Below are 23,467 nucleotides of genomic sequence, written 5' to 3'. Positions count from 1 at the left end.
GAACCGCCTGTTGATCGGTAACCGCTACCCAATAAAGCGATGTTTACGGGTCAACTTCTCACCCTCACAGGGTGACGCGAGGCTCGTGGTCGAACACCACGGTGAAGTTGGTAGTGAAGAGACCTGCATCCGTGTCAGCTGGTTTGGCTGGAACAATAACCAGATCCGCCTGGGTGCCTGGAGTGGAGCTGGCATCATCGACAACTTCCAGCGGCGAGCCGGTCAGGGTGACGCCGTTGAACGAGGTGGTCAGGGCAATGGACGCAGTGCCGTTGCTCAGGGAAGCTGGACCGCCTTCGATGTAAGCCTTGATCGAACCGTCGGTATTTTTTACCGCGTAGGTTTCGCGCAGGCTGCTCAGGTTACCGGTCACGGTGTTGTAGGTCATGGTCTCATCGCGACCGAAGTCCGGGTTGAGCGGTTGTGCATGGAACTGTTTGGTAGGAATGGTTGCCTTGATGTTGATGACGCTGGTGGCTTCACCGGCGGCAAAGACGCTGGAAGAACCGAAGGCCAACATAACCAGTGGCAGTACGAAAGCAGTTTTCTTGAGCATTATTAGGTACCTGTATATCGCATTAATTGAGTTGAAAGCCCGATCAGCTTGCAACTTTCTCACGCGTTTAAAGAGCACATCTTTTCAATATCTGGCTGTGTCTTAGGACGCAGGCATATCTTCCACTGAATCAAAAACAAAGTAAGCCAGAGCCTTCTCTAAAGCATGTAGCCATAGGCCATATAACTAGTGAGACAAAAACAAAAAATACAAATAATGCCATCAGCACCTGTAATACACATCCTACAAAGAGACTATAAACTTACGGCCTACACGCGTTAAAAACTCGGACTGTAAGAAACGTATGACATACCGACACAACGCGGCTTAATCAAACATTCAATTAGAGTATTAACTCAATCTTTTAATCCTAGCTTAGTTTTTTAATAACTCGGTATTTCGTTATAACCAGTCCGCCATCGCCTTTGGCAGCCGCCGAACCGCTCATCGGAGAAGGCCTTTACGCAGGATAAGATATATCTTAAGTTGTATCTTGATTTTTCAGAGAGCACGACGATGAAAGACCCTCATTCCCACCGCGCAACCGGTAGCGGCCGCGACATCTTTGACAAACGCCCCAGCCGCGAACGGGCCGAGCGTGGCCCGCGCGTCTTTGCGCCGGGTGATCTGAAATTGCTGCTACCGGCGCTGATCGCCGAAATGCCCTGCCACGGCTACGACCTGATCCGCCGGATCGAAACCCTGTTCGACGGCGCCTACAGCCCCAGCCCCGGGGTGATCTACCCCACGCTGACCTTTCTCGAAGAAAGCGAATTGATTACGGGCGACGCCGAGGGCGGAAAAAAACGCTACACAATCACCGATGCCGGTCGTCTCTTATTGAGCGAACAGGCGGTTGCCCTCGAAGGCATTCGCATGCGCATGGACGTAAGCAAACGCTCGCTGCGCGGCCAGGACCGGCCACCGGAAATCCACGAGGCGGTGCACAACCTGCGCCATGCCTTGCATTCGCATCACGGGCGCTGGAGCCCGGACGAAATCACGCGTGTCGCGGCGCTGCTCAACCGCACCGCACAAGCCATTGCCGACGGGAAAGACCAATGAACACACAAGCCATTCACCGCGTGACCCACGAAGTCAAACGCCGCCGCCTGCAGGTACTGCGGGTGGTGGACATCACCCCGCGCATGCGCCGCATTACGTTGGGCGGCCCGGAACTGGCGGGCTTTGTCAGCCTGGGCAGCGATGATCACATCAAGCTGCTGTTCCCGCAGAACCCCGCCGAACAAGCGGCCCTGGAAAGCCCGACGTTCACCATCAAGGGCGACGGCCCGCAACCGGCGATGCGCGATTACACGCCACGGCGTTACGACCTGAACAGTGGCGAACTGGTTATCGACTTCGTGCTGCACGGCGATGGCCCTGCGTCCACCTGGGCCGAGCAGGCGCAAGTCGGCCAGCACCTGTATATCGGTGGGCCACGGGGTTCGATGATCGTGCCGGATATCTTCGACAGCTACCTGCTGATCGGCGATGAAACCGCCCTGCCCGCCATCGGCCGGCGCCTGGAAGAACTGCCCGCCGGACGCAAGGTGCTGGCGGTGATCGAAATTGCCGATGCGGCAGAGCAGCAAGTGCTGGAGAGCGCGGCGGATGTCGAGATTATCTGGGTGGTGCGCGGCGAGGCAGACCTGCTCGAGGTCGTGCGCAACCTCACGCTGCCCGGCGGAAAGTTGTATAGCTTTGTCGCGACCGAAACCAAGCTGTCGCGCCAGGTGCGGCGGGTGTTGCTGGATACGCACAAGGTCAATGAGGATTACCTCAAGGCCGTGGGTTACTGGCGTGCGGAAGGCAGCGAAGAGCAATGAGACCGACGCGATCAAAAAATGTGGGAGGGGGCTTGCCCCCGATAGCGATGTGTCAGATAGAGTTGTGTTAACTGATACACCGCCATCGGGGGCAAGCCCCCTCCCACATTGATTGTGCCCACTTTAGATCGTGGGTCACCTTTTCAGGCGGTTATCCAGCCCCACTACCGCCAGCGCAATCACGATGAACCCCAGCAAAATCCCCCCGGCATTCAGGAACACTTGCGGATAACCCAGGCTGTCCACATCCATGAACGGGTACTGATACTGCCCAAGCGAATGCCCGCGCAGCAGTACATACGCGAAGTACACCAAGGGGTAAACCACCCAGCCGGCGATGTGCTTGAGGCGCAAGGTGCCCTTGGGCACGCACCGCCACCAATAGATCAGAAACAGCACCGGCATCACGTCGTGCAGTAATTCATCGGCAATGAATTGAAAGCCCTCGGGGCTCCATAAGTGCCGCAGCAGCAGGTTGTAGGCCAGGCTTACCAAAACGATGCTCGTGGCGATACCGCTGCTGATACCCGGCGCGAGGAAAAACCGCTTGCCGGCCGACTCGCGCTCGACCAGCCAATAGCTCAGCACTACCACGACCAGGGTATTGGTCAGCACCGTGAAGAAACTGAAGAAACTGATCAATCCGCCCAGCAGGCTGGCGCCGCTGGACCAGCGCGAATACAGAATCAGGTATTGCTGAATCGCCAGCCCCACCCAACCGGCCAACGCGGCCGCCGCCACAAAACGCTTCACGGGCTCAGTCCAGCGGGCGTTTGGTGCGCATCAGTTTGACGTACAAGCCTTCGACTTTTTCCCGCGCCCATGGGGTTTTGCGCAGAAAGGTCAGGCTCGACTTGATGCTGGGGTCGCTCCTGAAGCAGCGGATATCAATGCGTTCGGCCAGGCCTGCCCATTCGTAGTGTTCCACCAGGGTGGTGAGGACGTGTTGCAGGGTCACGCCGTGGAGTGGGTCGTTGCTTGTCGCGGTCATGCCGGGCCTTTTGCGAGAGAGGAAACACAGCCGCGCACCTTAGCGGACGGGGCGTACCGGTGGAAGCACTGGATTGAATATAGCCCGTCGGTAAAAGTTCCCCTTTTCAGCGAAAAAGAGATGTTATATTGTAACGATACTTATCAAAGATCCTGCCAAGGAATGTCCGATGTCGCTCTCCTGTCTCTGGCGCCTGTCGCCCCTCGCCGCCGCCCTGCTGATCTGCTCCGAAGCCCACGCCCTGGAACTGCCATCGCAGATCATCACTGGCAATCCCCTGGGCAGCGCGCAACTCGCCTCGCCCACCACCGTGCTGGAGGGCGACGAGCTGACCCTGCAACAAAAAGGCAGCCTGGGCGAAACCCTGAACAAGCAGCCGGGCGTGTCGTCTTCGTACTTCGGCCCCGGTGCCAGCCGGCCGATCATTCGCGGCCAGGACGGTGACCGTATTCGCATCCTGCGCAACGGCGTGGGCGCGCTGGATGCGTCGTCACTGTCCTATGACCACGCCGTGCCGCTGGACCCGATCAACGTCGAGCGTATTGAAATCGTGCGCGGCCCGGCGGCCCTGTTGTACGGCGGCAGCGCCATCGGCGGCGTGGTTAATACCTTCGACAACCGCATCCCCACCGCAGCCATCGAGGGCATCCACGGTGCCGGTGAACTGCGCTACGGCGGTGCCGACACCACCCGCAGCAGCGCGGGCAAGCTGGAAGCCGGCGACGGCACCTTCGCCTTACACCTGGATGCCAACGCGCGGGAGTTCAACGACCTGAAAATTCCAGGTGATGCGCGCAGCCGTCATGCACCCGAAACCGACGCAGGCCCCGGCAAAAACGGTCGCCTGGGCAACAGCGACGGGCGCCAGGATGGCGGCGCGGTGGGCGGTTCCTACACCTGGGACGATGGCTACGCGGGCCTGTCCTACAGCAACTACGACAGCAACTACGGCTCGCCCGCCGAGCAGGACGTGCGCATCCGCATGCAACAGGAGCATTACGCGTTCGCCTCCGAAATCCGCAACCTGCAAGGCCCGTTTACCTCGGTGAAAATCGACGCAGGCTACACCGACTACCAGCACCGCGAAATCGAAGGGGGCGAGACCGGCACCACCTTCAAGAACAAAGGCTATGAAGCCCGCGTGGAAGCCCGCCACCAGCCCATCGGGCCATTCGACGGCGTGGTCGGCGCGCAAGTGACCCGCAACGAGTTTTCGGCCCTAGGCGAAGAAGCCTTCGTGCCCCAGACCGATACCAACGCCGGCGCGCTGTTCATTCTTGAGCAAATGCACGCCACCGAGCGCCTCACCCTCAGCCTCGGCGGGCGCCTGGAACATACCAGCGTCGACCCGGATGCCAAGGGCAACGCGCGCTTCGCCAATGCCGACAAGGCCAATGCCTTCACCGCAGGCAGCCTGTCGTCTGGCGCGGTCTACAGCCTGACGCCGATCTGGTCGTTGGCCGCCACCCTGGGCTACACCGAGCGCGCCCCGACGTTCTACGAGCTGTACGCCAATGGCGCGCACGTCGCCACCGGCACTTATGAATTGGGCGACGCCAACCTGTCGAAGGAAAAAGCCGTGTCCAGCGACCTGGCCCTGCGCTTTGACAATGGCACCCACAAGGGCAGCTTTGGCGTGTTCTACAGCCGCTTCTCCAACTACATCGGTTTACTCGGCACCGGCCGTACATTGAACGACGAAGGTGAAGAGGACGCAGGCGGTATTCCCGAGTACGGCTATTCCGGGGTACGCGCACGTTTCGCCGGCTTCGAAGCCCAGGATCACTGGAAACTCGGCGAAGGCGCCTACGGCAAGTTCGCCCTGGAGCTGTCGGGCGACTACACGCGTGCAACCAACCTGGACACCGGCGAAGCCCTGCCGCGCATTGCGCCGCTGCGCTTGAACAGCGGTTTGCTGTGGGAGCTGGATCGCTGGCAGGCGCGTATCGACGTAGAACATGCCGCCGGCCAAGGCCGCGTGCCGGATAACGAAAGCGGCACCGATGGCTATACAACCCTAGGCGCGAGCGCCGGTTATCACTTCAATGTCGGCGGCAGCCAGTGGCTGGCGTTCGTCAATGGCGAAAACCTGACCAACCAGACCGTGCGCTACGCCAGCTCGATCCTGCGCGATATTGCGCCAGCGCCGGGGCGCAGTGTGCAAGTCGGCATCCGCACCACCTTCTAACCCACCCGAACGATCGTTCCCACGCTCCGCGTGGTAACGCAGCCCGTGGCGCTCTGCGTCACGTGTGCCCAGGCGTTGGCGCGACGCGGAGCGTCGCCGGAGGCATTCCCACGCAGAGCGTAGGAACGATCAGCCCCCTCCCACAGTTTTTTGCAGCGACTATCTGTCACTGTTACCAAATCTGAAATGATGCATCTTGCGATTCACCCTTTCTCTAAACGCCCCGCCGCATTATCCTTCGCAACAATCTGAAACGCTTCACCTCCAGGTTCTACCCCCTTTGCCGAACCTTTCCTTCACGCAAAGACAGCGCTGTCTTAAATCGAGCTGCGCCTGGGGGTTTATTGCCCGCCTGTGGATAACCGAGTTATCCACAGAAAAAACCAAAAATAACGCTGAACCAAGCCCGCGCCGAATCGTCATCTACAGTGAGTGAAGCACGGGCTTACATAATTCCAACGTAACGGAGAAACACACTATGAGCACTGATGGTGCCTCAAGCCCAAGCCGCCTGCTGCCCAGGTTGCTAGGCGTCTTGCTGCTGATCATGGGGCTGGCCTTGCTGGCCGGTGGGGTCAAGCTGAGCATGCTCGGCGGCTCGCTGTATTACCTGCTGGCCGGTATCGGCATCACCTTGACCGGCGTTTTGCTGCTGGCCACCCGCCGCGCTGCGCTGGGCCTGTACGCACTGGTGCTGTTCGCCAGCACGGTGTGGGCGCTATGGGAAGTCGGCTTGGACTGGTGGCAGTTGGTGCCGCGCCTGGCCCTGCTGTTCGCCTTGGGCATCGTCATGTTGTTGCCATGGTTTCGCCGTCCATTGCTGCGTGGTCAAGCCGCGCCGCTGGGCACCGGCGCGCTGAGCGTGGCCGTGGTGCTGGCGGGTGCTGCCGCCCTGGCCAGCCAATTCACCAACCCCGGCGAAATGGTCAAGACCGGCCAACTGGACCGCGATGCTGTGCCTGGCATGGCCAGCGCTGCACCTGCCCAAGCCGATGGCGACTGGAACTCCTACGGCCGTTCGGCCTTTGGTGACCGTTACTCACCACTGGCCCAGATCACTCCGGAAAACGCGCACAAACTGGTGCCGGCCTGGACCTTCCGTACCGGTGACATTCCGGGCGCAGGCGATCCCGGTGAAACTACTGCGGAAAACACCCCGCTGAAAGTCAACGGCATGCTGTACGTGTGTACCCCGCACAGCCAAGTGATTGCCCTGGACCCGGACACCGGCAAGGAAATCTGGCGTTTCGACCCGAAGATCACCACCCAGGGTGCCGAGAACTTCAAGGGTTGGGCGCACATGACCTGCCGTGGCGTGTCGTATCACGATGACGCCGCCTATGCCTCCGAGCAGAGCCCGACCGGTAGCGCCAGCCCGGCCGCCGCACCGACCGCCTGCCCGAAACGCATCTTCGTGCCGACTGCCGACACCCGCCTGATCGCCCTGAATGCCGACACCGGCAAGATGTGCGAAGACTTCGGTGACAAAGGCCAGGTCGACCTGCGTGCCAATATCGGCACCTTCGCCCCAGGCGGTTACTACTCCACTTCGCCACCGGCCGTGACCAAAAACCTGGTGGTGATCGGCGGTCACGTGACCGACAACGTCTCCACCGACGAGCCAAGCGGCGTGATCCGTGCGTTCGACGTGCACACCGGCAAGCTGGTGTGGAACTGGGACAGCGGCAACCCGGACGACACCACCCCGTTGGCCGAGGGCAAGACCTACACCCGCAACTCGCCGAACATGTGGTCCATGTTCGCCGTGGATGAAAAACTCGGCATGCTCTACCTGCCGATGGGCAACCAGATGCCCGACCAGTACGGCGGCGACCGTACCGATGACTCCGAAAAATACGCTGCCGGCCTGACCGCCCTGGACATCGACAGCGGCCACGTGAAGTGGACCTTCCAGTTCACCCACCACGACCTGTGGGACATGGACGTGGGCGGCCAGCCTTCGCTGATCGACATCAAGACCGCTGACGGCGTCAAGCAAGCGGTAATGGCATCGACCAAGCAAGGCAGCATCTACGTGCTGGACCGTGCCACCGGCCAACCGGTGGTGCCAGTCAATGAAATTCCGGTACCACAGGGCGCCGTTGCCGGCGATCGCACCTCCCCTACCCAGCCCAAGTCCGACCTGAACTTCATGCCACCGCCGTTGAAAGAACGCGATATGTGGGGCGTGACACCGTTCGACCAGATGCTGTGCCGGATCGACTTCAAGTCGATGCGCTACGATGGCCCGTTCACGCCGCCGTCGCTGCAAGGCTCGATCGTGTACCCAGGCAACTTCGGCGTGTTCGACTGGGGCGGCATCTCGGTTGACCCGGTCCGCCAGATCGCTTTCGTGAACCCCAGCTACATGGCGTTCAAATCGAAGCTGATTCCGGCCGCCGACATCGCCAAGCAAGGCCCACGTGTCAGCGAAACTGAAGGCGTACAGCCGAACAAAGGCGCGCCGTATGGTGTGATCCTCGAAGCGCTGCTTTCGCCGCTGGGCCTGCCATGCCAGGCACCAGCCTGGGGTTACGTGGCGGCGGTCGACCTGACCACCCACCAAACCATCTGGATGCACAAGAACGGCACCGTGCGTGACAGCTCGCCGGTTCCGATCCCGCTGACCATGGGCGTGCCAAGCCTGGGCGGTACCTTCACCACTGCAGGTGGCGTAGCGTTCCTGAGCGGCACCCTCGACCAGTACCTGCGTGCCTACGACGTGAAAAACGGTAAGCAACTGTGGGAAGGCCGTCTGCCTGCAGGCGCGCAAACCACGCCGATGACCTACACCGGCAAGGACGGCAAGCAATACGTGCTGGTCATGGCCGGCGGTCACGGTTCCCTGGGCACCAAGCAGGGTGACTACGTGATGGCGTTCAAACTGCCGGATTAAGTAACCCGGCGGTAAAATAAAGGCGGCTACCCGATGGGTAGCCGCCTTTTTTGTGCACGCCTGATAGGCGCTCGCGGGGCTTACAGGCAACGTGCGCGCATGAAATCGCCCCAACGGCGCACCAGGTAGTTGTGCTCGTCCATCACCGAGTTCCACACCGCAATGTGCCCCATGCGCTGCTCATAGGAGCCGCCGTCGCGCACCTCGCCGATGTCGATCAATGGCAAGCCATCGCTGCCCGACAGCTCTTCACGCGCAGACTTGCCGGCGTACCAGTAATCCCACTCGGCGCTGCTCAGATGATCGCGGGTACGCGCCGGGTTACCGATGTAGTAACCCTGGCGCGCCATCACCGCCCCCGGCCAGCCGGACAACCACCAGTTCAGGTAGGCATAGGCCGCATCCAGCACCGGCCCCTGGGCATGGCGCGACAACGACAAGCCGCCGAACCAGGCGCGATAGCCTTCGCGCGGCACGGCGAGCCGATATTTCACCCCGGCACGGTGCAGGCGCATCAAGGTCGGCGACCACAGGCTCTGGATGTCGATGCTCGGGCTGAGCATCAATTGCGCGGCTTCTTCATCGTCCGACCAGAACGCCGCAAAGTGCCCCTCCTTCTGCTTGCGCACCAGGATCTCGGCCAGCACGTCGATCTCCTCGATGCTCATGTTGCCGATGTCCCGGAACTGCGCCAGCCCCGCACCCTGCACGGCGAGCGCGGCATCCAGGGCACCGATGGCGGCGTCGCTCTGCAGGGCGGTGCGCGCGCGCCACGCCGGGTCGAGCAGCCAGCCCCAGCTTTCGTTGCCGTGGCAGAAACCTTCGGGCAAACGCTCGGGGCGATAGGCAAAACTGTCGGCGTTGTGGGTCAGCGGCAGCATGCTGATGCGCTCGGTTGCGCTGCTGCCGAGGCTGCCGTCGTGCTGCACGAACAGCCGCTCACTCGGCACGCTGCCACTGCCCAGGCGGTCGTTGGGCGACAGTCGACCGCGCTTGGGCAGGTCGTTGATCTCATGCCACAGCGCGATGCGCCGCGTGTCGATCGGCTGGATCGCCCGCGCCGGCCACACGAAGTCGACGTTGTGGAACCACTGGTCGTACAGGTCGTAGCTGTCCGGCTGCATCACCGCGATACGCTGGGCTTGCTCCACATCATGCACCTGGTACACCAGGCGAATGCCCAGCTCCTGCTCGGCCCGCACGCGCAGGCACTCGAGCAAGGTCACGGAGGTACCGAGAACGCGCAGTGTGATCATGCCGCGAACCGCCGCGCGAACACGTCGAAGGAACGGCGCAACAGCGCGGGGTCGAGGCCGCGCAGGATGAACACCAGGCGCGACTGGCGCTCAGTGCCTGGCCAGGCAGACAAATGCACCGGGGCATGCAGGCAGTGCTGCACACCATGGATGACGATGGGGGCCGAGCTTGCGTTCACGTTGAGCAGTCCTTTGACGCGAAGGATTCGTTCGCCGTGGCATCTTAGCAGCATCGACAACCACACCCCGAACCCGACCCAGTCCAGCGGTTGTTCGAAGCTCAGGCAGCACACCTGCGCCGCGCCGTGGTTGGCCGTGGCGGGTTGATGCAGTTGCCAGCGACTGACCTCGACGGCGGGCTCGGTGCCGCGCACGCCCTCGCCGAGCAGCAGCTGATCGCCGCTGTGAATCGCCTGGGTATCGAGGATCAACGTACCGCCGTTGAGGGCGTGCAGATGCTCGCGCAGCGCGGCGCAATCGTCGACCAGGTCAGTCTTGCTCAGCAACAGCCGGTCCGCCGCCGCCACCTGGGCCAGCCACTCCGGGTGCAGGCGTTCCTGCAAGGCGGCATGGCTGGCATCGACCAGGGTGATCACCAGGCCGATATGAAAACGCCCGCGCAGTTGCACGTCATTGTTCAGCGTGGCGAGGATCGGCGCCGGATCGGCCAGGCCGGTGGTTTCCAGGATCACCCGTTTGAAGGCCGGAATTTCCCCGCGTTCACGGCGTTGCAACAGGCCGAGCAGTGCGTCTTTCAACTCGCCGCGAATCGAGCAGCACACACAGCCGCTGGGCAGCAGGACGGTGTCTGGCGCGACTTCCTCCACCAACAGATGGTCGATGCCGACATCGCCGAACTCATTGATCAGCAACGCGGTGTCGCCCAGGCTTTCGCCCTGCAACAGGCGCTTGAGCAAGGTGGTTTTGCCGCTGCCGAGGAAACCGGTGATCACATTTAGAGCAATGCTCATATTTACCTCCGCCTCCTGTAGGAGCGAGCTTGCTCGCGAAAAACCCGAGAGCGCCACGTACATCCAGACAACACGCGTTAGCGTTGACGTTTTTCGCGAGCAAGCTCGCTCCTACAGTGGGGTGTTTTCAAGGTGGTCAAGTAGACGCGGGTCAAGGGGATCCAGCGGGCGGCCGAGCATGGTTTCGGCCGCCTGCCAGAGTTGATCCAGGCCGCTGGCCAGGGCCTGTTTGCCGGTCGCGCCGAGCAACAGGTACGAAGCGCCCTGGAAATCCTCGACCTTGAGCCGAAACACCGCCAGCACCTGGTTGATCGCCGCGATCCGGCGCAGGCGCTCGCGGCGCCTGGGCAGTGCATCGCCCAGGGGGTCGCTCCAATGCAAGTCTTCGCCGAGCAAGCCGCAGAGTCCGCACATGGTTAAGCCCCGCTCATGGCATGACATCGCCGGCGTTCGGGCCGAGGGTCTGGCCGACGAACAGGTTACCGCCCGGTGTGCTGGCCAGCAGCACGGCGGTGGGCGCGACTTCGTCCGCCAGGCCGAACCGGCCCAGGGGCAGTTCGGCGGCCTTGGCGCGTTTCCAGCTGTCGCTGATGCCGCCCACCAACGGGGTTTCGATCGGGCCTGGGGCGATGGCGTTGACCAGCACATTGTCCTTGGCCACTTCCAGGGCCAGGGACTTGGTGAAGCCGATCACCCCGGCCTTGGCCGCCGCGTAGTGACTCAGCTCGGCACCGCCCTTGATGCCCAGTTGCGAGGCAACGTTGATGATCCGCCCCCAGCGCTGCGCGAGCATATGCGGCAAGGCGCGTTGGCTGGCGATGAACACGCTGGTGAGGTCGACCCGCAACATGTCGTTCCACATCTCGAGGGAGAGATCGACGCAACGCGCCTGGGTCAGCATGCCGGCATTGTTGACCAGGATGTCGATCCCGCCGAAGTGCTCGACGCAACGGTCGACACTGGCCTGGGCGCCTTCGACGGTACCGACATCGGCCAGGCATTCGAACACCTCGGCGCCCAGGTTGCGACAGGTGATCGCGACTTCGGCCAGGCTCGCGGCGTTGCGGTCGGCCAACACCAGGCGAGCGCCCTCGACCGCGTAAGCCTGGGCAATGGCGGCACCGATGCCGCTGCCGGCCCCGGTGATGACGGCGCGGCGGTTATTCAACAGGCTCATTTTTATTTCCTCATTGATCGTTTCCACGCTCTGCGTGGGAATGCCGCCTTGGACGCTCTGCGTCCGCTGTTGTGACGCGAAGCGTCACGCTGATGCATTCCCACGCGGAGCGTGGGAACGAGCGTGGTCAGTCAGGCCATCGCACGGTCAGGCCGCCGTCGATGATGATGCTTTGCCCGGTCAAATAACTCGATGCATCACTGGTCAAGAACTGCACCAGCGACGCCACTTCATCCGCCCGCCCTACCCGGCCCAGCGGGATTGCCTTGGCAGCCTTGGCCAACCCTTCAGGCCCCAGCGAATTCTTCGCATCCAATGACTGCGGTGTCTCGATCAACCCCGGGATCACCGCATTGCACCGAATGCCCTTGGCCGCCAATTCCACCGCCAGCGAACGACACAACCCCGGCACCCCGGCCTTGGCCGCCGCGTAATGGCTGTGTTCCTGCCAGCCATACACGCCGCCGGCAATCGAGGAAATCGCTACCAGCGCGCCGCCTTCGTGCATATGCCGGGTCGCCGCGCGGAAGGTGCGCATCACCCCCGTGAGGTCGATATTGAGCATCTCATCCCACAACGCATCGCTCATTTCCAGCAGCGGCGCGCGACGCAACAAGCCGGCATTGGCCACCGCGTAATCGAGGCGCCCAAAATGCTGCACCGCTTGCTCGGCCATGGCATCCACCGAGGCGCTGTCGCCCACGTCCAGCGCCAGCATCAGGCATTCGCCGCCGGCTGCTTCCACCAGGGCAACCGTGCGTTGCGGGTCATGGGGATCGGCCGGGTAATACCCGCCCACCACCGCCACGCCGCTGCGCCCGTAGGCCACGGCAAGGGCTTGGCCGATGCCGCTGGCAGCACCGGTAATCAAGGCAACTTTACGGTTCATCAAGAACTCCTTACTGAACGGTTTCCGGACGCACATGGCGCGCGGCAAACATCAACGCGCCGGACAAGAAGCACGGCAGCGCGCCGAACCACAGCGCGGCGGTCTGCCAGTCGCTGCCGGCGGACAACACCTGGGTGGCGCCAAACCCGGCCAACACGGCGCCGATCGGGCCCATGGCATGGATGATCGCGCCACCGGTGGCGCGGATGCTGGTGGGGAAGCTTTCGCTGATGAAGAACAGCGCCGCCGAGTAAGGCCCGATCAGGAAGAACAGGCCCAGGCTGTACAGCCCGACCACCATCGGCATGTTGCTCGGGCCGAACAGCATCCCGGCGAATGCCAGGCCGCCGAGCATCCAGCCCAGGCCGATCACGTTGCGCCGCCCGATCTTGTCGCCCATCCAACCATGGCTGAGGTACCCGCAATAGCCCACCAGGTTCGACAGCACGAGGATGATCAGCGAGTTCTCGAACGAGATGTGGTGCACGCTGACGATCACCGAGGTGCCCAGCACGCTGAACACCTGGATCGCCGCCCAGTTGAGCAACAGCGCGGCGCCGATCACCAGGGTGGCGCGCCGCGCCGGGCCCCGGAATGCAGCCTTGAGGCCGGCCTTGCTGTGTTCGTCATAATCCACGCCGTAGGTCACGGCGACGTTCTGCGCCTCGCTCACCGCACCGCGTTTACGCAGTTGGCTGATGCGCTGGTGAATCTGGAACTGCGGGCTCTCCTTAAGCTTGCGCGCCATGATCGCAATCACGATGGCCGGGATCGCGGCGAAGACGAAGCAGCCCTGCCAGCCGATAATCGGCAGCAGCAGCGCGGTCAACCCCGCCGCGATCAAGGCCCCGACCGGCCAGCCGCCTTGTACCAGGCTGTAGATGAAGCCGCGACGCTTGGTCAGTTTCGGGTCTTGCGAGGCGCCGTACAGCTCACTCAGATACGTCGCATTGACGGTTTCCTCAGCATACCCCAAGCCACCCAGCGAGCGAATCAGGATCAGCGGCGACTTGCCCCACGCCCCGCCAATCGCGGTGAGCGCCGAGCACAGTGCGGAGCCGGCCACGGTCAGAATAATCCCCTGGCGGCGCCCCAGTTTATCGACGACGGGACCAATGGCGAACGCGACCACCGCCGTGCCCACCGCCACCCAGGTCGCGATTTGCGCCTGCTCCACTTCACCCCAGCCAAAGTGCCGGCCGATCTCCGGCAGCAAGGTGCCGAACAAGATGAAGTCATACACCGCGAACACCCAGGCAAAGAACGCGATCCAGGTGGCGAAGCGCACTTCCTGGGACGTCAGTTGCCGGGGTTTCCAGCCAGTCAGGTCAAGCTTGTTGTAGATAGACATGGAGCGCGCCTCGGGAGGTGGAGTGGGCTTTCTGTAGGAGCGAGGCGGGCGGCTAGCCCTTGCTCGCGAAAATCGTCAATGACGACGCGGGCAGTCTGGATGCACGCGGCGCTCATGGGTTCTTCGCGAGCAAGCTCGCTCCTACAGGGTTCAGGGTTTGGGTCAGGTGCGGGGTTGACGGCGGATAAAGTCGTCGGCGATTTCATCGAACGTGACGAAGCGCACGCCGGCATGGCTCTGGATGTGTTCGATCAGACGCTCAAGCATCAGCAGCACTTGCGGGCGGCCGGACACGTCGGGGTGGATGGTCATGGTGAACACCGCGTGTTCATGTTCGCGGTAGACCCAGTCGAACTGGTCGCGCCACATTTCTTCCAGGTGGCGCGGGTTGACGAAGCCGTGGCTGTTGGGGGCTTTCTTGATGAACATCATTGGCGGCAGGTCGTCGAGGTACCAGTTGGCCGGGATTTCCACCAGGTCGGTTTCCTCGCCGCGCACCAGGGGCTTCATCCAGGTGTCGGGGTGCTGGCTGTAGTCGATCTTGGTCCAGCTGTCGCCCTTGCGCACGTAGTAGGGGTGAAAGTCGTTGTGCATCAGGCTGTGGTCGTACTTGATGCCTTTTTTCAGCAGCAGCTCGTTGGTGACTTTGCTGAACTCCCACCACGGCGCGACGTACCCGGTGGGGCGCTTGCCGGTGACCTGGGTGATCAGTTCGATGGATTTATCGAGGACGATTTCTTCCTGCTCGGCGGTCATCGCGATGGGGTTTTCGTGACTGTAGCCGTGCACACCGATTTCGTGGCCGGCGTCGGCCACGGCCTTCATCTGCTCGGGAAAGGTTTCCATCGAGTGGCCGGGGATAAACCAGGTGGTGCGCAGGCCGTAGCGCTCGAACAATTTGAGCAGGCGCGGCGCGCCGATTTCACCGGCGAACAGGCCGCGGGAGATGTCGTCCGGCGAGTCTTCACCGCCGTAGGAACCGAGCCAGCCGGCGACGGCGTCAACGTCGACGCCAAATGCACAGAGAATGTCTTTAGCCATGGTGTGTCTCCTTAGGGTTGAGGGCGGTTTCGACCGACAGCGCGGCCCTGAGCAGGCGCGCGTCTTCGCCACTTGGGGCGCTGAGCAGCAGCGCGGTGGGCAGGCCCAGGGCATCGCAGCCGCTGGGCAGGCTGACGCCCGGCATGTCGAGCAGGCTGCCGGGCATGGTCAGGCGCAGGGTCGCCAGGTTGGTGCTGACGAACAATTCGTCGTCGGCCTCCAGCGGCGCCAACGCCGGGGCGACGTGGGCGACGGTCGGGGTGATCAGCAGAGCGCCGTCGAGGTCGTCGCTCAGTTGGTTCTGCAGACGCCTGCGGGCGTCAGTCAGGTGGATCAGTTGGCTGGCTGGCAAGCCGCGCGCGGCTTCGAGGCGGCGGCGTACGCGAGGGTCGAGTTGCTCGGCGTCAGGGCTGTCGAGCAGGGCCTGGTGCAGGGCGAAGGCTTCGAAAGCGCCGAGCCAGCCGTGTTGCCGGATCAGGTCGAGGGCGGCCTGGAAGGCGGCGCAGGGGCGCAGGTCGATCAACGCACCGGCAGCCTTGAGTTGGTCCACCGTGCGCAGCAGGTTATCGCGCACCGCCGGTTCAATGCCTTCCAGCGCGCCTTGCTCGAGCACGAAACGCTGGCCCTTCAGGCTGCGAGCGATATGGGTTTGTGCGCGGCCGTGGAGCAGGTCGTCGATGACCAGGGCATCACGCACGCTGCGGGCCAGCGGGCCGAGGCTGTCAAGGCTGCGCGCCAATGGAAACACGCCGTCGCGGCTGTAGCGGCGGCAGCTACTGCGGTAGCCCACCACGCCATTCAGGGCGGCGGGAATGCGGATCGAGCCAGCGGTGTCGGTGCCCATGGCAATCGGCACAATCCCAGCCGCCACGGCCACGGCCGAACCCGATGAAGAACCGCCGGGAATCCGCGGCTGGTCGCTGCTGTTGGGGTTGTGAGGCGTGCCGAAATGCGGGTTCAGGCCCAGGCCCGAATACGCCAGCTCACTGAGGTTGGTCTTGCCCACGTTGACCATCCCGGCGCGGCACAACAGCCCCACGCTTGGCGCATCAAGCAAAGCGGCCGGCGCCTCGCGGCGATAAGCGGCGCCTGCGGTGGTGATGCTACCGGCCACGTCAAACAAGTCCTTCCAGGCCAGGGGCACGCCGTCGAACACGCTCAGCGGCTGGCCGGCACGCCAGCGCGCGGCGGACGCTTGCGCCTCACGCAAGGCACGCTCGGTGCACAGCGAGATGAACACGCTGGGCGCCGTGCTCGCGCGGGCAAGCGCTTGTTCGAGCACTTGCACCGGGTCGCTGCGACCGGTGGCGAACGCTTCGGCCATTGACGTGGCGTCTGACATGAAGATCACCTCATAAAACGTATATATTTATAAAATGTACGTTTTATAGAGGCAGCTTTCGTGCCAGTCTCTTTGTGTGTTCGAGCTTATGATTTCGGCTTTTCGTCCATAGCCACGGGATAGAGGCTTTTGTAAGAAGCAAAATATTTGCAGGTCAACGATGGGCCTGCCCTTCAATGAAATAACGTATTTTTAATTAATACATACATTTTGGTGCAAAAAAGTAACAGTCTTGCGCCAAAGGCCCCAAAAAAGTGCCACCGACGTGGCGCGGAGTGACAGGCCATCTATGAGAGAATCCCCGGCCATCGTCACGCCCTAGCACTCATGACCCAGAGAAGCAGATGAAACCAGTGTCCGCCCCGGCATCCCGTTACGCGATGATTCACAAGGTGATGCGTGACGCAATCGTCAACGGCACCGCGCGCCACGGGCTTGTGCTGCTGGAGGCGCCGCTGGCTGAGCTGTTCGGCACCAGCCGCGTGCCGGTGCGCAAGGCGCTGGACCTGCTGCACGATGAGGGCCTGATCTGCCGCTTCAACGGCCGTGGCTACCTGATCAATCCCGAAGGCCTGGCCGTGGAGCCGCTGCGCCTGCCCCTGAGCCACGCACACCTGGGCCTCAACGGCAACGACGAGCTGGTGGACACCCGGCCCCTGGGCGAGCGGATCGTCGAGGAAATCGGTGCGGCGCTGTCCACCTGCATCGCCTTTGGCCATTACCGCCTGGACGAACAAGCCGCCGCCGACCACTACGGCGTCAGCCGCGCCGTGGTCCGCGAAGCGCTGATGCGCCTGCGCGACCGTGGCCTGGTGGAGAAAGAGCCCTACTCCCAATGGTTGGCCGGGCCGTTGACCGCGCGGGAAGTCACCGAAGACTACGAACTGCGCGCCTGCCTGGAACCCGAGGCCTTGCGCCAGAGCGCGCCGGGCCTCGACCGGGAACTCCTCGAAGCCATGTTGCAGCGGGTCACGGCGGCCCAGCAGAACCCGCAATGCAGCCTGGAAGCCATCGAGCAGATCGAAGAGGACTTGCACCAGCGCTGCCTGGCCGGCCTGCAGAACCGCAAGATCGCCGCGCTGATCCGCCAGGGCCAGAGCCCGATGATCATCAGTCGGATTTTCCATCGATTGCTGGGAATCGGCGCCGATCCGGCCATGCTCGCCGAACATCGCCTGATCCTGGAGCTTTTGCTCCATGGCGCTTTCGATGCGGCCGCGCTGAACCTGCGCGAGCACCTGCAACGGGCGCGGCAGCGAATGTTGCAGCGCTTGAAGGTGCTCTCGGTACTGCCCGAGCAGCCATTGCCGGCCTACCTCCACAAAATCAGCTGACCGCGTCGCTGCAGTTACTTTATGTAATATGTTGCTATCTCACCCCTACCATTGAAACCACCGCTGCCCTGCCCCATCTAAGCTGCATACTTCCTTATGCAGGTGCCCCATGAGCGACCAGCAAGACGTCCCTGATTACGACCTGAACGACTACGCCGACCCCGAAAACGCCGAAACTTCGTCCAACACCGGCCTGGCCCTGCCTGGGCAAAACCTGCCGGACAAGGTCTACATCATCCCGATCCACAACCGGCCGTTTTTTCCGGCGCAGGTGTTGCCGGTCATCGTCAATGAAGAACCCTGGGCCGAAACCCTGGAACTGGTGAGCAAATCCGATCACCATTCCCTCGCCCTGTTTTTCATGGATACACCGCCCGAAGACCCGCGCCACTTCGACACCTCTGCCCTGCCGCTGTACGGCACCCTGGTCAAGGTGCACCACGCCAGCCGCGAAAACGGCAAGCTGCAATTCGTGGCCCAAGGCCTGACGCGCGTGCGCATCAAGACCTGGCTCAAGCACCACCGCCCACCGTACCTGGTGGAGGTCGAATACCCGCACCAGCCGAGCGAGCCGACCGACGAGGTCAAGGCCTACGGCATGGCGCTGATCAATGCGATCAAGGAACTGCTGCCGCTCAACCCGCTGTACAGCGAAGAGTTGAAGAACTACCTCAACCGCTTCAGCCCCAACGACCCGTCGCCGCTCACCGACTTCGCCGCCGCGCTGACCTCGGCCACCGGTAACGAGTTGCAGGAAGTGCTCGATTGCGTGCCCATGCTCAAGCGCATGGAAAAAGTTTTGCCGATGCTGCGCAAAGAGGTCGAAGTCGCACGCCTGCAGAAAGAACTCTCCGCCGAAGTGAACCGCAAGATCGGCGAACATCAGCGCGAGTTCTTCCTCAAGGAACAGCTCAAGGTCATCCAACAAGAGCTGGGCCTGACCAAGGACGACCGCAGCGCCGATGTCGAACAATTCGAGCAGCGACTGGTGGGCAAGACGCTGCCGGCCCAGGCGCAGAAACGTATCGATGAAGAACTCAACAAGCTGTCGATCCTCGAAACCGGCTCGCCGGAATACGCCGTCACACGTAACTACCTGGACTGGGCCACCTCAGTACCGTGGGGCGTGTATGGCGAAGACAAACTCGATCTGAAACATGCGCGCAAGGTGTTGGATAAACACCATGCGGGCCTGGACGACATCAAGAGCCGCATCCTCGAGTTCCTCGCGGTAGGCGCCTATAAAGGTGAAGTCGCCGGTTCCATCGTGCTGCTGGTGGGCCCGCCTGGCGTAGGCAAGACCAGCGTCGGTAAATCCATCGCCGAATCCCTGGGGCGGCCGTTCTACCGCTTCAGTGTCGGCGGCATGCGCGACGAGGCCGAGATCAAGGGCCATCGCCGCACCTACATCGGCGCGCTGCCGGGCAAGCTGGTGCAGGCGCTCAAGGATGTGGAAGTGATGAACCCGGTGATCATGCTCGACGAGATCGACAAGATGGGCCAGAGCTTCCAGGGCGACCCGGCCTCGGCGCTGCTTGAAACCCTCGATCCCGAGCAGAACGTCGAATTCCTCGACCACTACCTGGACCTGCGCCTGGACCTGTCCAAGGTGCTGTTCGTGTGCACCGCCAACACCCTGGACTCGATCCCCGGCCCGTTGCTCGACCGCATGGAAGTGATTCGCCTGTCGGGCTACATCACCGAAGAAAAAGTCGCCATCGCCAAGCGCCACCTGTGGCCCAAGCAGCTGGAAAAAGCCGGCGTGGCAAAAACCAGCCTGAGCATCAGCGACGGCGCCCTGCGCGCGTTGATCGATGGCTATGCGCGGGAAGCCGGCGTGCGTCAGTTGGAGAAACAACTGGGCAAACTGGTGCGCAAGGCGGTGGTCAAGCTGCTGGATGAGCCGAATTCGGTGATCAAGATCGCTAACAAGGACCTGGAAGCCTCCCTGGGCATGCCGGTGTTTCGCAATGAACAAGTGCTGTCGGGCACCGGCGTGATTACCGGCCTGGCCTGGACCAGCATGGGTGGCGCGACCTTGCCGATCGAAGCGACGCGCATCCACACGCTCAATCGCGGCTTCAAGCTCACCGGGCAACTGGGTGACGTGATGAAGGAATCCGCAGAAATCGCCTACAGCTTCATCAGCTCCAACCTGAAGTCGTTTGGCGGTGATCCGAAGTTCTTCGATGAAGCCTTCGTCCATTTGCACGTACCGGAAGGCGCCACGCCAAAAGACGGCCCGAGTGCCGGCGTGACCATGGCCAGCGCGCTGCTGTCCCTGGCACGCAACCAGCCGCCGAAAAAAGGCGTGGCCATGACCGGTGAACTGACGTTGACCGGGCATGTGCTACCGATTGGCGGCGTGCGTGAGAAGGTGATTGCGGCGCGGCGCCAGAAGATTCACGAGTTGATCCTGCCGGAGCCCAACCGTGGCAGCTTTGAAGAGCTGCCGGAGTACCTGAAGGAAGGCATGACGGTGCATTTTGCCAAGCGTTTTGCGGATGTGGCGAAGGTGCTTTTCTGACCGTTATGTAGTGCCTGAACTGGCGCTATCGGGGGCAAGCCCCCTCCCACACTTTGATTTGTGAATGCCTTCAAGTGTGGGAGGGGGTTTGCTCCCGATGAGGCCAGCCCTGCCACACAACCCCCTCCTGTCACACCTTGTCTCATCTTCGGTTATGCTCGCCCTTCGTCGTGTACAACCGGAGCCCCCATGACCGTTGCCCGCCTGTTTCTCCCCTTGAGCCTTGCCCTGCTGGCCGCATGCGCCAGCGCGCCGAAGCAAAACATCAGCGTGGATGACCAGAGCGCCTGCCCGCTCCAGCTCACTTCCGGTCAGAACCTGATCCTCACCCTGCCCAGCAACCCCACCACCGGCTACCGCTGGGCCATCCAGGACTCCGCCGGCGGCGTGTTGCGGGCGCTGAGCCCGGAGGTGTACAGCAGCAGCGAATCCGGCGTGATCGGTGGCGGCGGCCAGTCCACCTGGCGCTTCCAGGCATTTGCCGCCGGGCAAGGCCGTTTGCGCCTGACCTCCCAGCAACCGTGGGAGCCGGAGGCCGAACCCGCCCAGACGTTCGACTGCGCCATTACGGTGAACTGATAGGTCATGGCTGATTCTTTCGTTGATGGGCGATGCTCTGGCGTGCGCTGGCACGGCTGACCAGTGACGTGCCGAACGCTCCTAGACACTCAAGAATGCGCCCAAGAAAAAACATATTTAGATCACGCATAGGCAATTTATATATCTAAACCGCCTAGCAAACTGTCATTGTTGACAGTATTCCCGCTTCCCAATCAAGAATAGCCTACCTAGCAATCCGGCACGGATAACCTCACTCACCGGATCTGGAGGTTTGAATCATGAGTCACGCTAAACTTAACGGACAAAAAGCAAATGGACACTTCTCGGGCACCATTGCTATGAATGGTCAGCCGACAGCGTTCAATGGTAAAGAGCACTTCATATTTCGTGACGGTAGCGAACTCGAGATCTACTCAGGCGAAGAGATTCCCGGCGTAGGTTGGAAGTCAATAACGTTAAAACTCGCCCCGGACATTCCCACCGGCAAACATAATATAGGTACTTTCTCCAGTTTCAGAAGCGCTGTGATAGTTCCCGCAAACACTGATATTCTTCAAAACTACTCGGGCACCCTTGAGATAAAACCGGACCATACAAATCGACACTATCAAGGCACGCTTTCTCTAACCGCAAGGAATAATGGTTCGAACACGTACCAAATGGAGGCCACATTCCATCTCAAAGAATAATTTTAACCAATGCCAGTCATCACTGATTATAAAGACTGTGCCGGCATCACGAGCGAGTGCAGTCCTTTTTTGTACCGGTGATGGTTTTCAGACAAATCGCGCACGCCCCGTTCAACTTAGCTAAAATGCCGGCCTTTCCTTCCTCGTCGCCGGAACAACCGTGAGCAAAGAACCCGATCGCCTATTCGCCCAGCCCCTGCCCCAGGTGCAGGACTTCGCCTTTAACGAAGACGTGGTGCGGGTGTTCCCGGACATGATCAAGCGCTCGGTGCCCGGTTACCCGACCATCGTTGAAAACCTCGGCGTGCTCGCCGCCCAGTTCGCCCAGCCGGGCAGCGTGCTGTATGACCTGGGCTCGTCTTTAGGCGCCGTGACCCAGGCCCTGCGCCGCCATGTGCGTACCGACGGTTGCCGGGTGATCGCGGTGGATAACTCGACGGCGATGGTCGAACGCTGCCGCGAATACCTCAATGGCCAGGATTCGATGTTCCAGGAATTGCTGCCGGTGGAGGTGATCGAGGGCGATATCCTCGCCCTGCACTTCCAGCCGGCCTCGGTAGTCGCGCTGAACTTCACCCTGCAATTCATCGCTCCCGATGAACGCCTGGCGTTGCTCGGGCGCATCCGTCAGTCGCTGCTGCCGGGCGGTGCACTGATCCTCTCGGAAAAGCTGCGCTTCAACGATGCCCAGGAACAGGCGTTGCTCACCGACCTGCATATCGCGTTCAAACGCGCCAACGGCTACAGCGAGCTGGAAATCGCCCAGAAGCGCAGCGCCATCGAAAACGTCATGAAGCCCGACAGCCTCGAAGAACACCGCGAACGCCTGCTGGCGGCCGGGTTCTCGAAAGTCGTGCCGTGGTTCCAGTGTCTTAACTTTGCCTCGTTGATTGCCTTGCCATGATTGATTTGTCTCCCCTCGCCCGCCATCTGGTCGGCACTCCCTTGGCCGTGTGGGCCCAGGGCCTGCAAGCGCAGCTCGATAGCAAAATGGAAAAAGGCCATGGCGACCTGGAGCGCTGGCAAAGTGCATTGGACGCGCTGCCGAAGATCCAGCCCAGCCAAGTCGACCTGCTCACGGGCCTGGTGTTGGACACTGAATGCGATGACGCCACCCGTGCGCAAATGCACACCGCGCTGATGGGCCTGAGCCCGTGGCGCAAGGGGCCGTTCCACCTGTTCGGCGTGCATGTGGACACCGAGTGGCGCTCGGACTGGAAGTGGTCGCGGGTGGCGCCGCACCTGGATTTGAACGGCAAGCGCATCCTCGACGTGGGCTGCGGCAACGGCTACTACATGTGGCGCATGCTCGGCGCCGGCGCCGACAGCGTGATTGGCGTCGACCCGAACTGGCTGTTCTTCTGCCAGTTCCAGGCGGTGCAGCGGTACCTGTCAGCACCCAGGGCCTGGCACCTGCCATTCCCGTTCGAAGACTTGCCGGCGAACCTTGAAGGCTTCGACACGGTGTTTTCCATGGGCGTGTTCTATCACCGTCGTTCGCCGATCGAACATCTGCTGGCGCTGAAGGACACCCTGGTCAAGGGCGGCGAACTGGTGCTGGAAACCCTGGTGGTGGAAGGCGACCAGCAACAAGTGCTGGTACCCGAAGACCGCTACGCGCAGATGCGTAACGTATGGTTCCTGCCCTCGGTCCCGGCGTTGATGCTATGGCTGCGCCGTGCCGGTTTCAGCGACGTGCGCTGCGTGGATGTGAGCGTGACCACGGTGGAGGAACAGCGTGGGACCGGGTGGATGAAATACCAATCCCTCAGCGACTTCCTGGATCCGGAAGATCACAGCAAGACGATTGAAGGGCTGCCGGCGCCGATGCGGGCGGTGATCATCGCCAAGAAATAGTCCCGCTCTTCC

21 protein-coding genes are annotated in these 23,467 nt (G+C 61.9%); 10 read left to right on the top strand and 11 right to left on the bottom strand.

From position 1 onward, the window contains the following. Positions 1-64: 64 nt before the first annotated feature. Complete coding sequence (locus C4J91_RS05845; protein WP_124361469.1) at positions 65-556, bottom strand: CS1 type fimbrial major subunit; 492 nt, start codon at positions 554-556, stop codon at positions 65-67. Positions 557-1,072: 516 nt separating this feature from the next. Between C4J91_RS05845 and C4J91_RS05840 the strand changes: the two genes are divergently transcribed. Beyond that, a complete protein-coding gene (locus C4J91_RS05840; protein WP_124361468.1) occupies positions 1,073-1,621 on the top strand; it encodes a PadR family transcriptional regulator in 549 nt (182 codons plus the stop codon). Further along, positions 1,618-2,385: a siderophore-interacting protein gene (locus tag C4J91_RS05835; protein ID WP_124361467.1), complete on the top strand. Its 768-nt coding sequence runs from the start codon at positions 1,618-1,620 to the stop codon at positions 2,383-2,385. The genes C4J91_RS05840 and C4J91_RS05835 overlap by 4 nt, the downstream gene beginning before the upstream one ends. Positions 2,386-2,520: 135 nt before the next feature. On the opposite strand, the gene C4J91_RS05830 is transcribed toward C4J91_RS05835, so the two are convergent. Together C4J91_RS05830 and C4J91_RS05825 are read right to left on the bottom strand one after the other, a co-directional pair. Beyond that, positions 2,521-3,138 carry a Pr6Pr family membrane protein gene (locus C4J91_RS05830; protein WP_124361466.1) on the bottom strand — a complete coding sequence of 206 codons (618 nt, stop codon included), beginning with the start codon at positions 3,136-3,138 and terminating at the stop codon, positions 2,521-2,523. A gap of 4 nt (positions 3,139-3,142) precedes the next feature. After that, entirely contained in the window at positions 3,143-3,376 is a 234-nt protein-coding gene (locus C4J91_RS05825) for a VF530 family DNA-binding protein (RefSeq protein ID WP_124361465.1), read from the bottom strand. Between the two features lie 169 nt (positions 3,377-3,545). Here C4J91_RS05825 and C4J91_RS05820 point away from each other — a divergent pair, with 169 nt between their 5' ends. Together C4J91_RS05820 and C4J91_RS05815 are read left to right on the top strand one after the other, a co-directional pair. Further along, complete coding sequence (locus tag C4J91_RS05820; RefSeq protein WP_124361464.1) at positions 3,546-5,564, top strand: TonB-dependent receptor; 2,019 nt, start codon at positions 3,546-3,548, stop codon at positions 5,562-5,564. Between the two features lie 478 nt (positions 5,565-6,042). Next, positions 6,043-8,460: a glucose/quinate/shikimate family membrane-bound PQQ-dependent dehydrogenase gene (locus tag C4J91_RS05815; protein WP_124361463.1), complete on the top strand. Its 2,418-nt coding sequence runs from the start codon at positions 6,043-6,045 to the stop codon at positions 8,458-8,460. Between the two features lie 80 nt (positions 8,461-8,540). Here C4J91_RS05815 and C4J91_RS05810 read toward each other — a convergent pair whose 3' ends face one another. The 8 genes from C4J91_RS05810 to C4J91_RS05775 form a co-directional block, all read right to left on the bottom strand. Next, positions 8,541-9,716 (bottom strand): PotD/PotF family extracellular solute-binding protein, encoded by a 1,176-nt coding sequence (locus C4J91_RS05810; RefSeq protein WP_124361462.1) that lies wholly within the window; start codon positions 9,714-9,716, stop codon positions 8,541-8,543. Continuing rightward, positions 9,713-10,687, bottom strand: a complete 975-nt coding sequence (locus C4J91_RS05805) for a GTP-binding protein (protein WP_124361461.1) — start codon at positions 10,685-10,687, stop codon at positions 9,713-9,715. Before C4J91_RS05805 ends, C4J91_RS05810 begins: the two co-directional genes overlap by 4 nt. A gap of 111 nt (positions 10,688-10,798) precedes the next feature. After that, positions 10,799-11,101: a hypothetical protein gene (locus tag C4J91_RS05800; RefSeq protein ID WP_124361460.1), complete on the bottom strand. Its 303-nt coding sequence runs from the start codon at positions 11,099-11,101 to the stop codon at positions 10,799-10,801. A gap of 13 nt (positions 11,102-11,114) precedes the next feature. Next, complete coding sequence (locus C4J91_RS05795) at positions 11,115-11,864, bottom strand: SDR family NAD(P)-dependent oxidoreductase (protein ID WP_124361459.1); 750 nt, start codon at positions 11,862-11,864, stop codon at positions 11,115-11,117. A 127-nt stretch (positions 11,865-11,991) separates the two neighbouring features. Further along, positions 11,992-12,753 carry an SDR family NAD(P)-dependent oxidoreductase gene (locus C4J91_RS05790; protein ID WP_124361458.1) on the bottom strand — a complete coding sequence of 254 codons (762 nt, stop codon included), beginning with the start codon at positions 12,751-12,753 and terminating at the stop codon, positions 11,992-11,994. Between the two features lie 10 nt (positions 12,754-12,763). Beyond that, complete coding sequence (locus C4J91_RS05785; protein WP_124361457.1) at positions 12,764-14,104, bottom strand: MFS transporter; 1,341 nt, start codon at positions 14,102-14,104, stop codon at positions 12,764-12,766. A 162-nt stretch (positions 14,105-14,266) separates the two neighbouring features. Then, complete coding sequence (locus tag C4J91_RS05780) at positions 14,267-15,145, bottom strand: polysaccharide deacetylase (protein ID WP_003234086.1); 879 nt, start codon at positions 15,143-15,145, stop codon at positions 14,267-14,269. Then, entirely contained in the window at positions 15,138-16,487 is a 1,350-nt protein-coding gene (locus C4J91_RS05775) for an amidase (protein WP_124361456.1), read from the bottom strand. The genes C4J91_RS05780 and C4J91_RS05775 overlap by 8 nt, the downstream gene beginning before the upstream one ends. Positions 16,488-16,831: 344 nt before the next feature. Here C4J91_RS05775 and C4J91_RS05770 point away from each other — a divergent pair, with 344 nt between their 5' ends. The 6 genes from C4J91_RS05770 to cmoB all read left to right on the top strand — a co-directional run bounded on the left by C4J91_RS05770 (position 16,832) and on the right by cmoB (position 23,455). Then, positions 16,832-17,821: a GntR family transcriptional regulator gene (locus tag C4J91_RS05770; protein ID WP_124361455.1), complete on the top strand. Its 990-nt coding sequence runs from the start codon at positions 16,832-16,834 to the stop codon at positions 17,819-17,821. A gap of 109 nt (positions 17,822-17,930) precedes the next feature. Further along, positions 17,931-20,348: an endopeptidase La gene (gene lon, locus C4J91_RS05765; protein ID WP_124361454.1), complete on the top strand. Its 2,418-nt coding sequence runs from the start codon at positions 17,931-17,933 to the stop codon at positions 20,346-20,348. A 189-nt stretch (positions 20,349-20,537) separates the two neighbouring features. Beyond that, a complete protein-coding gene (locus C4J91_RS05760; protein ID WP_124361453.1) occupies positions 20,538-20,927 on the top strand; it encodes a protease inhibitor I42 family protein in 390 nt (129 codons plus the stop codon). Positions 20,928-21,187: 260 nt separating this feature from the next. Further along, the gene (locus tag C4J91_RS05755; protein WP_124361452.1) at positions 21,188-21,598 is read left to right on the top strand and encodes a hypothetical protein; all 411 of its coding nucleotides are present in this window, start codon (positions 21,188-21,190) and stop codon (positions 21,596-21,598) included. 160 nt (positions 21,599-21,758) lie between these two features. Next, positions 21,759-22,502 carry a carboxy-S-adenosyl-L-methionine synthase CmoA gene (gene cmoA / locus C4J91_RS05750; RefSeq protein WP_124361451.1) on the top strand — a complete coding sequence of 248 codons (744 nt, stop codon included), beginning with the start codon at positions 21,759-21,761 and terminating at the stop codon, positions 22,500-22,502. After that, entirely contained in the window at positions 22,499-23,455 is a 957-nt protein-coding gene (gene cmoB / locus C4J91_RS05745) for a tRNA 5-methoxyuridine(34)/uridine 5-oxyacetic acid(34) synthase CmoB (protein ID WP_124361450.1), read from the top strand. Before cmoA ends, cmoB begins: the two co-directional genes overlap by 4 nt. Positions 23,456-23,467 lie beyond the last annotated feature (12 nt).

The sequence above is a fragment of the Pseudomonas sp. R3-52-08 genome (genome assembly GCF_003851745.1).
Taxonomy (GTDB): domain Bacteria; phylum Pseudomonadota; class Gammaproteobacteria; order Pseudomonadales; family Pseudomonadaceae; genus Aquipseudomonas.
Note: the sequence above shows the minus strand (reverse complement) of the source record. Positions and strands in the feature narration are given on the sequence as shown.

Coding starts and splice junctions, on each gene's coding strand:
- C4J91_RS05815 (WP_124361463.1), top strand. CDS start 6,043: ATGAGCACTGATGGTGCCTCAAGCCCAAGCCGCCTGCTGCCCAGGTTG.
- C4J91_RS05780 (WP_003234086.1), bottom strand. CDS start 15,145: ATGGCTAAAGACATTCTCTGTGCATTTGGCGTCGACGTTGACGCCGTC.
- C4J91_RS05835 (WP_124361467.1), top strand. CDS start 1,618: ATGAACACACAAGCCATTCACCGCGTGACCCACGAAGTCAAACGCCGC.
- cmoB (WP_124361450.1), top strand. CDS start 22,499: ATGATTGATTTGTCTCCCCTCGCCCGCCATCTGGTCGGCACTCCCTTG.
- C4J91_RS05820 (WP_124361464.1), top strand. CDS start 3,546: ATGTCGCTCTCCTGTCTCTGGCGCCTGTCGCCCCTCGCCGCCGCCCTG.
- C4J91_RS05805 (WP_124361461.1), bottom strand. CDS start 10,687: ATGAGCATTGCTCTAAATGTGATCACCGGTTTCCTCGGCAGCGGCAAA.
- C4J91_RS05755 (WP_124361452.1), top strand. CDS start 21,188: ATGAGTCACGCTAAACTTAACGGACAAAAAGCAAATGGACACTTCTCG.
- C4J91_RS05790 (WP_124361458.1), bottom strand. CDS start 12,753: ATGAACCGTAAAGTTGCCTTGATTACCGGTGCTGCCAGCGGCATCGGC.
- C4J91_RS05810 (WP_124361462.1), bottom strand. CDS start 9,716: ATGATCACACTGCGCGTTCTCGGTACCTCCGTGACCTTGCTCGAGTGC.
- C4J91_RS05825 (WP_124361465.1), bottom strand. CDS start 3,376: ATGACCGCGACAAGCAACGACCCACTCCACGGCGTGACCCTGCAACAC.
- C4J91_RS05775 (WP_124361456.1), bottom strand. CDS start 16,487: ATGTCAGACGCCACGTCAATGGCCGAAGCGTTCGCCACCGGTCGCAGC.
- C4J91_RS05840 (WP_124361468.1), top strand. CDS start 1,073: ATGAAAGACCCTCATTCCCACCGCGCAACCGGTAGCGGCCGCGACATC.
- C4J91_RS05795 (WP_124361459.1), bottom strand. CDS start 11,864: ATGAGCCTGTTGAATAACCGCCGCGCCGTCATCACCGGGGCCGGCAGC.
- C4J91_RS05800 (WP_124361460.1), bottom strand. CDS start 11,101: ATGTGCGGACTCTGCGGCTTGCTCGGCGAAGACTTGCATTGGAGCGAC.
- C4J91_RS05760 (WP_124361453.1), top strand. CDS start 20,538: ATGACCGTTGCCCGCCTGTTTCTCCCCTTGAGCCTTGCCCTGCTGGCC.
- C4J91_RS05785 (WP_124361457.1), bottom strand. CDS start 14,104: ATGTCTATCTACAACAAGCTTGACCTGACTGGCTGGAAACCCCGGCAA.
- C4J91_RS05770 (WP_124361455.1), top strand. CDS start 16,832: ATGAAACCAGTGTCCGCCCCGGCATCCCGTTACGCGATGATTCACAAG.
- lon (WP_124361454.1), top strand. CDS start 17,931: ATGAGCGACCAGCAAGACGTCCCTGATTACGACCTGAACGACTACGCC.
- C4J91_RS05845 (WP_124361469.1), bottom strand. CDS start 556: ATGCTCAAGAAAACTGCTTTCGTACTGCCACTGGTTATGTTGGCCTTC.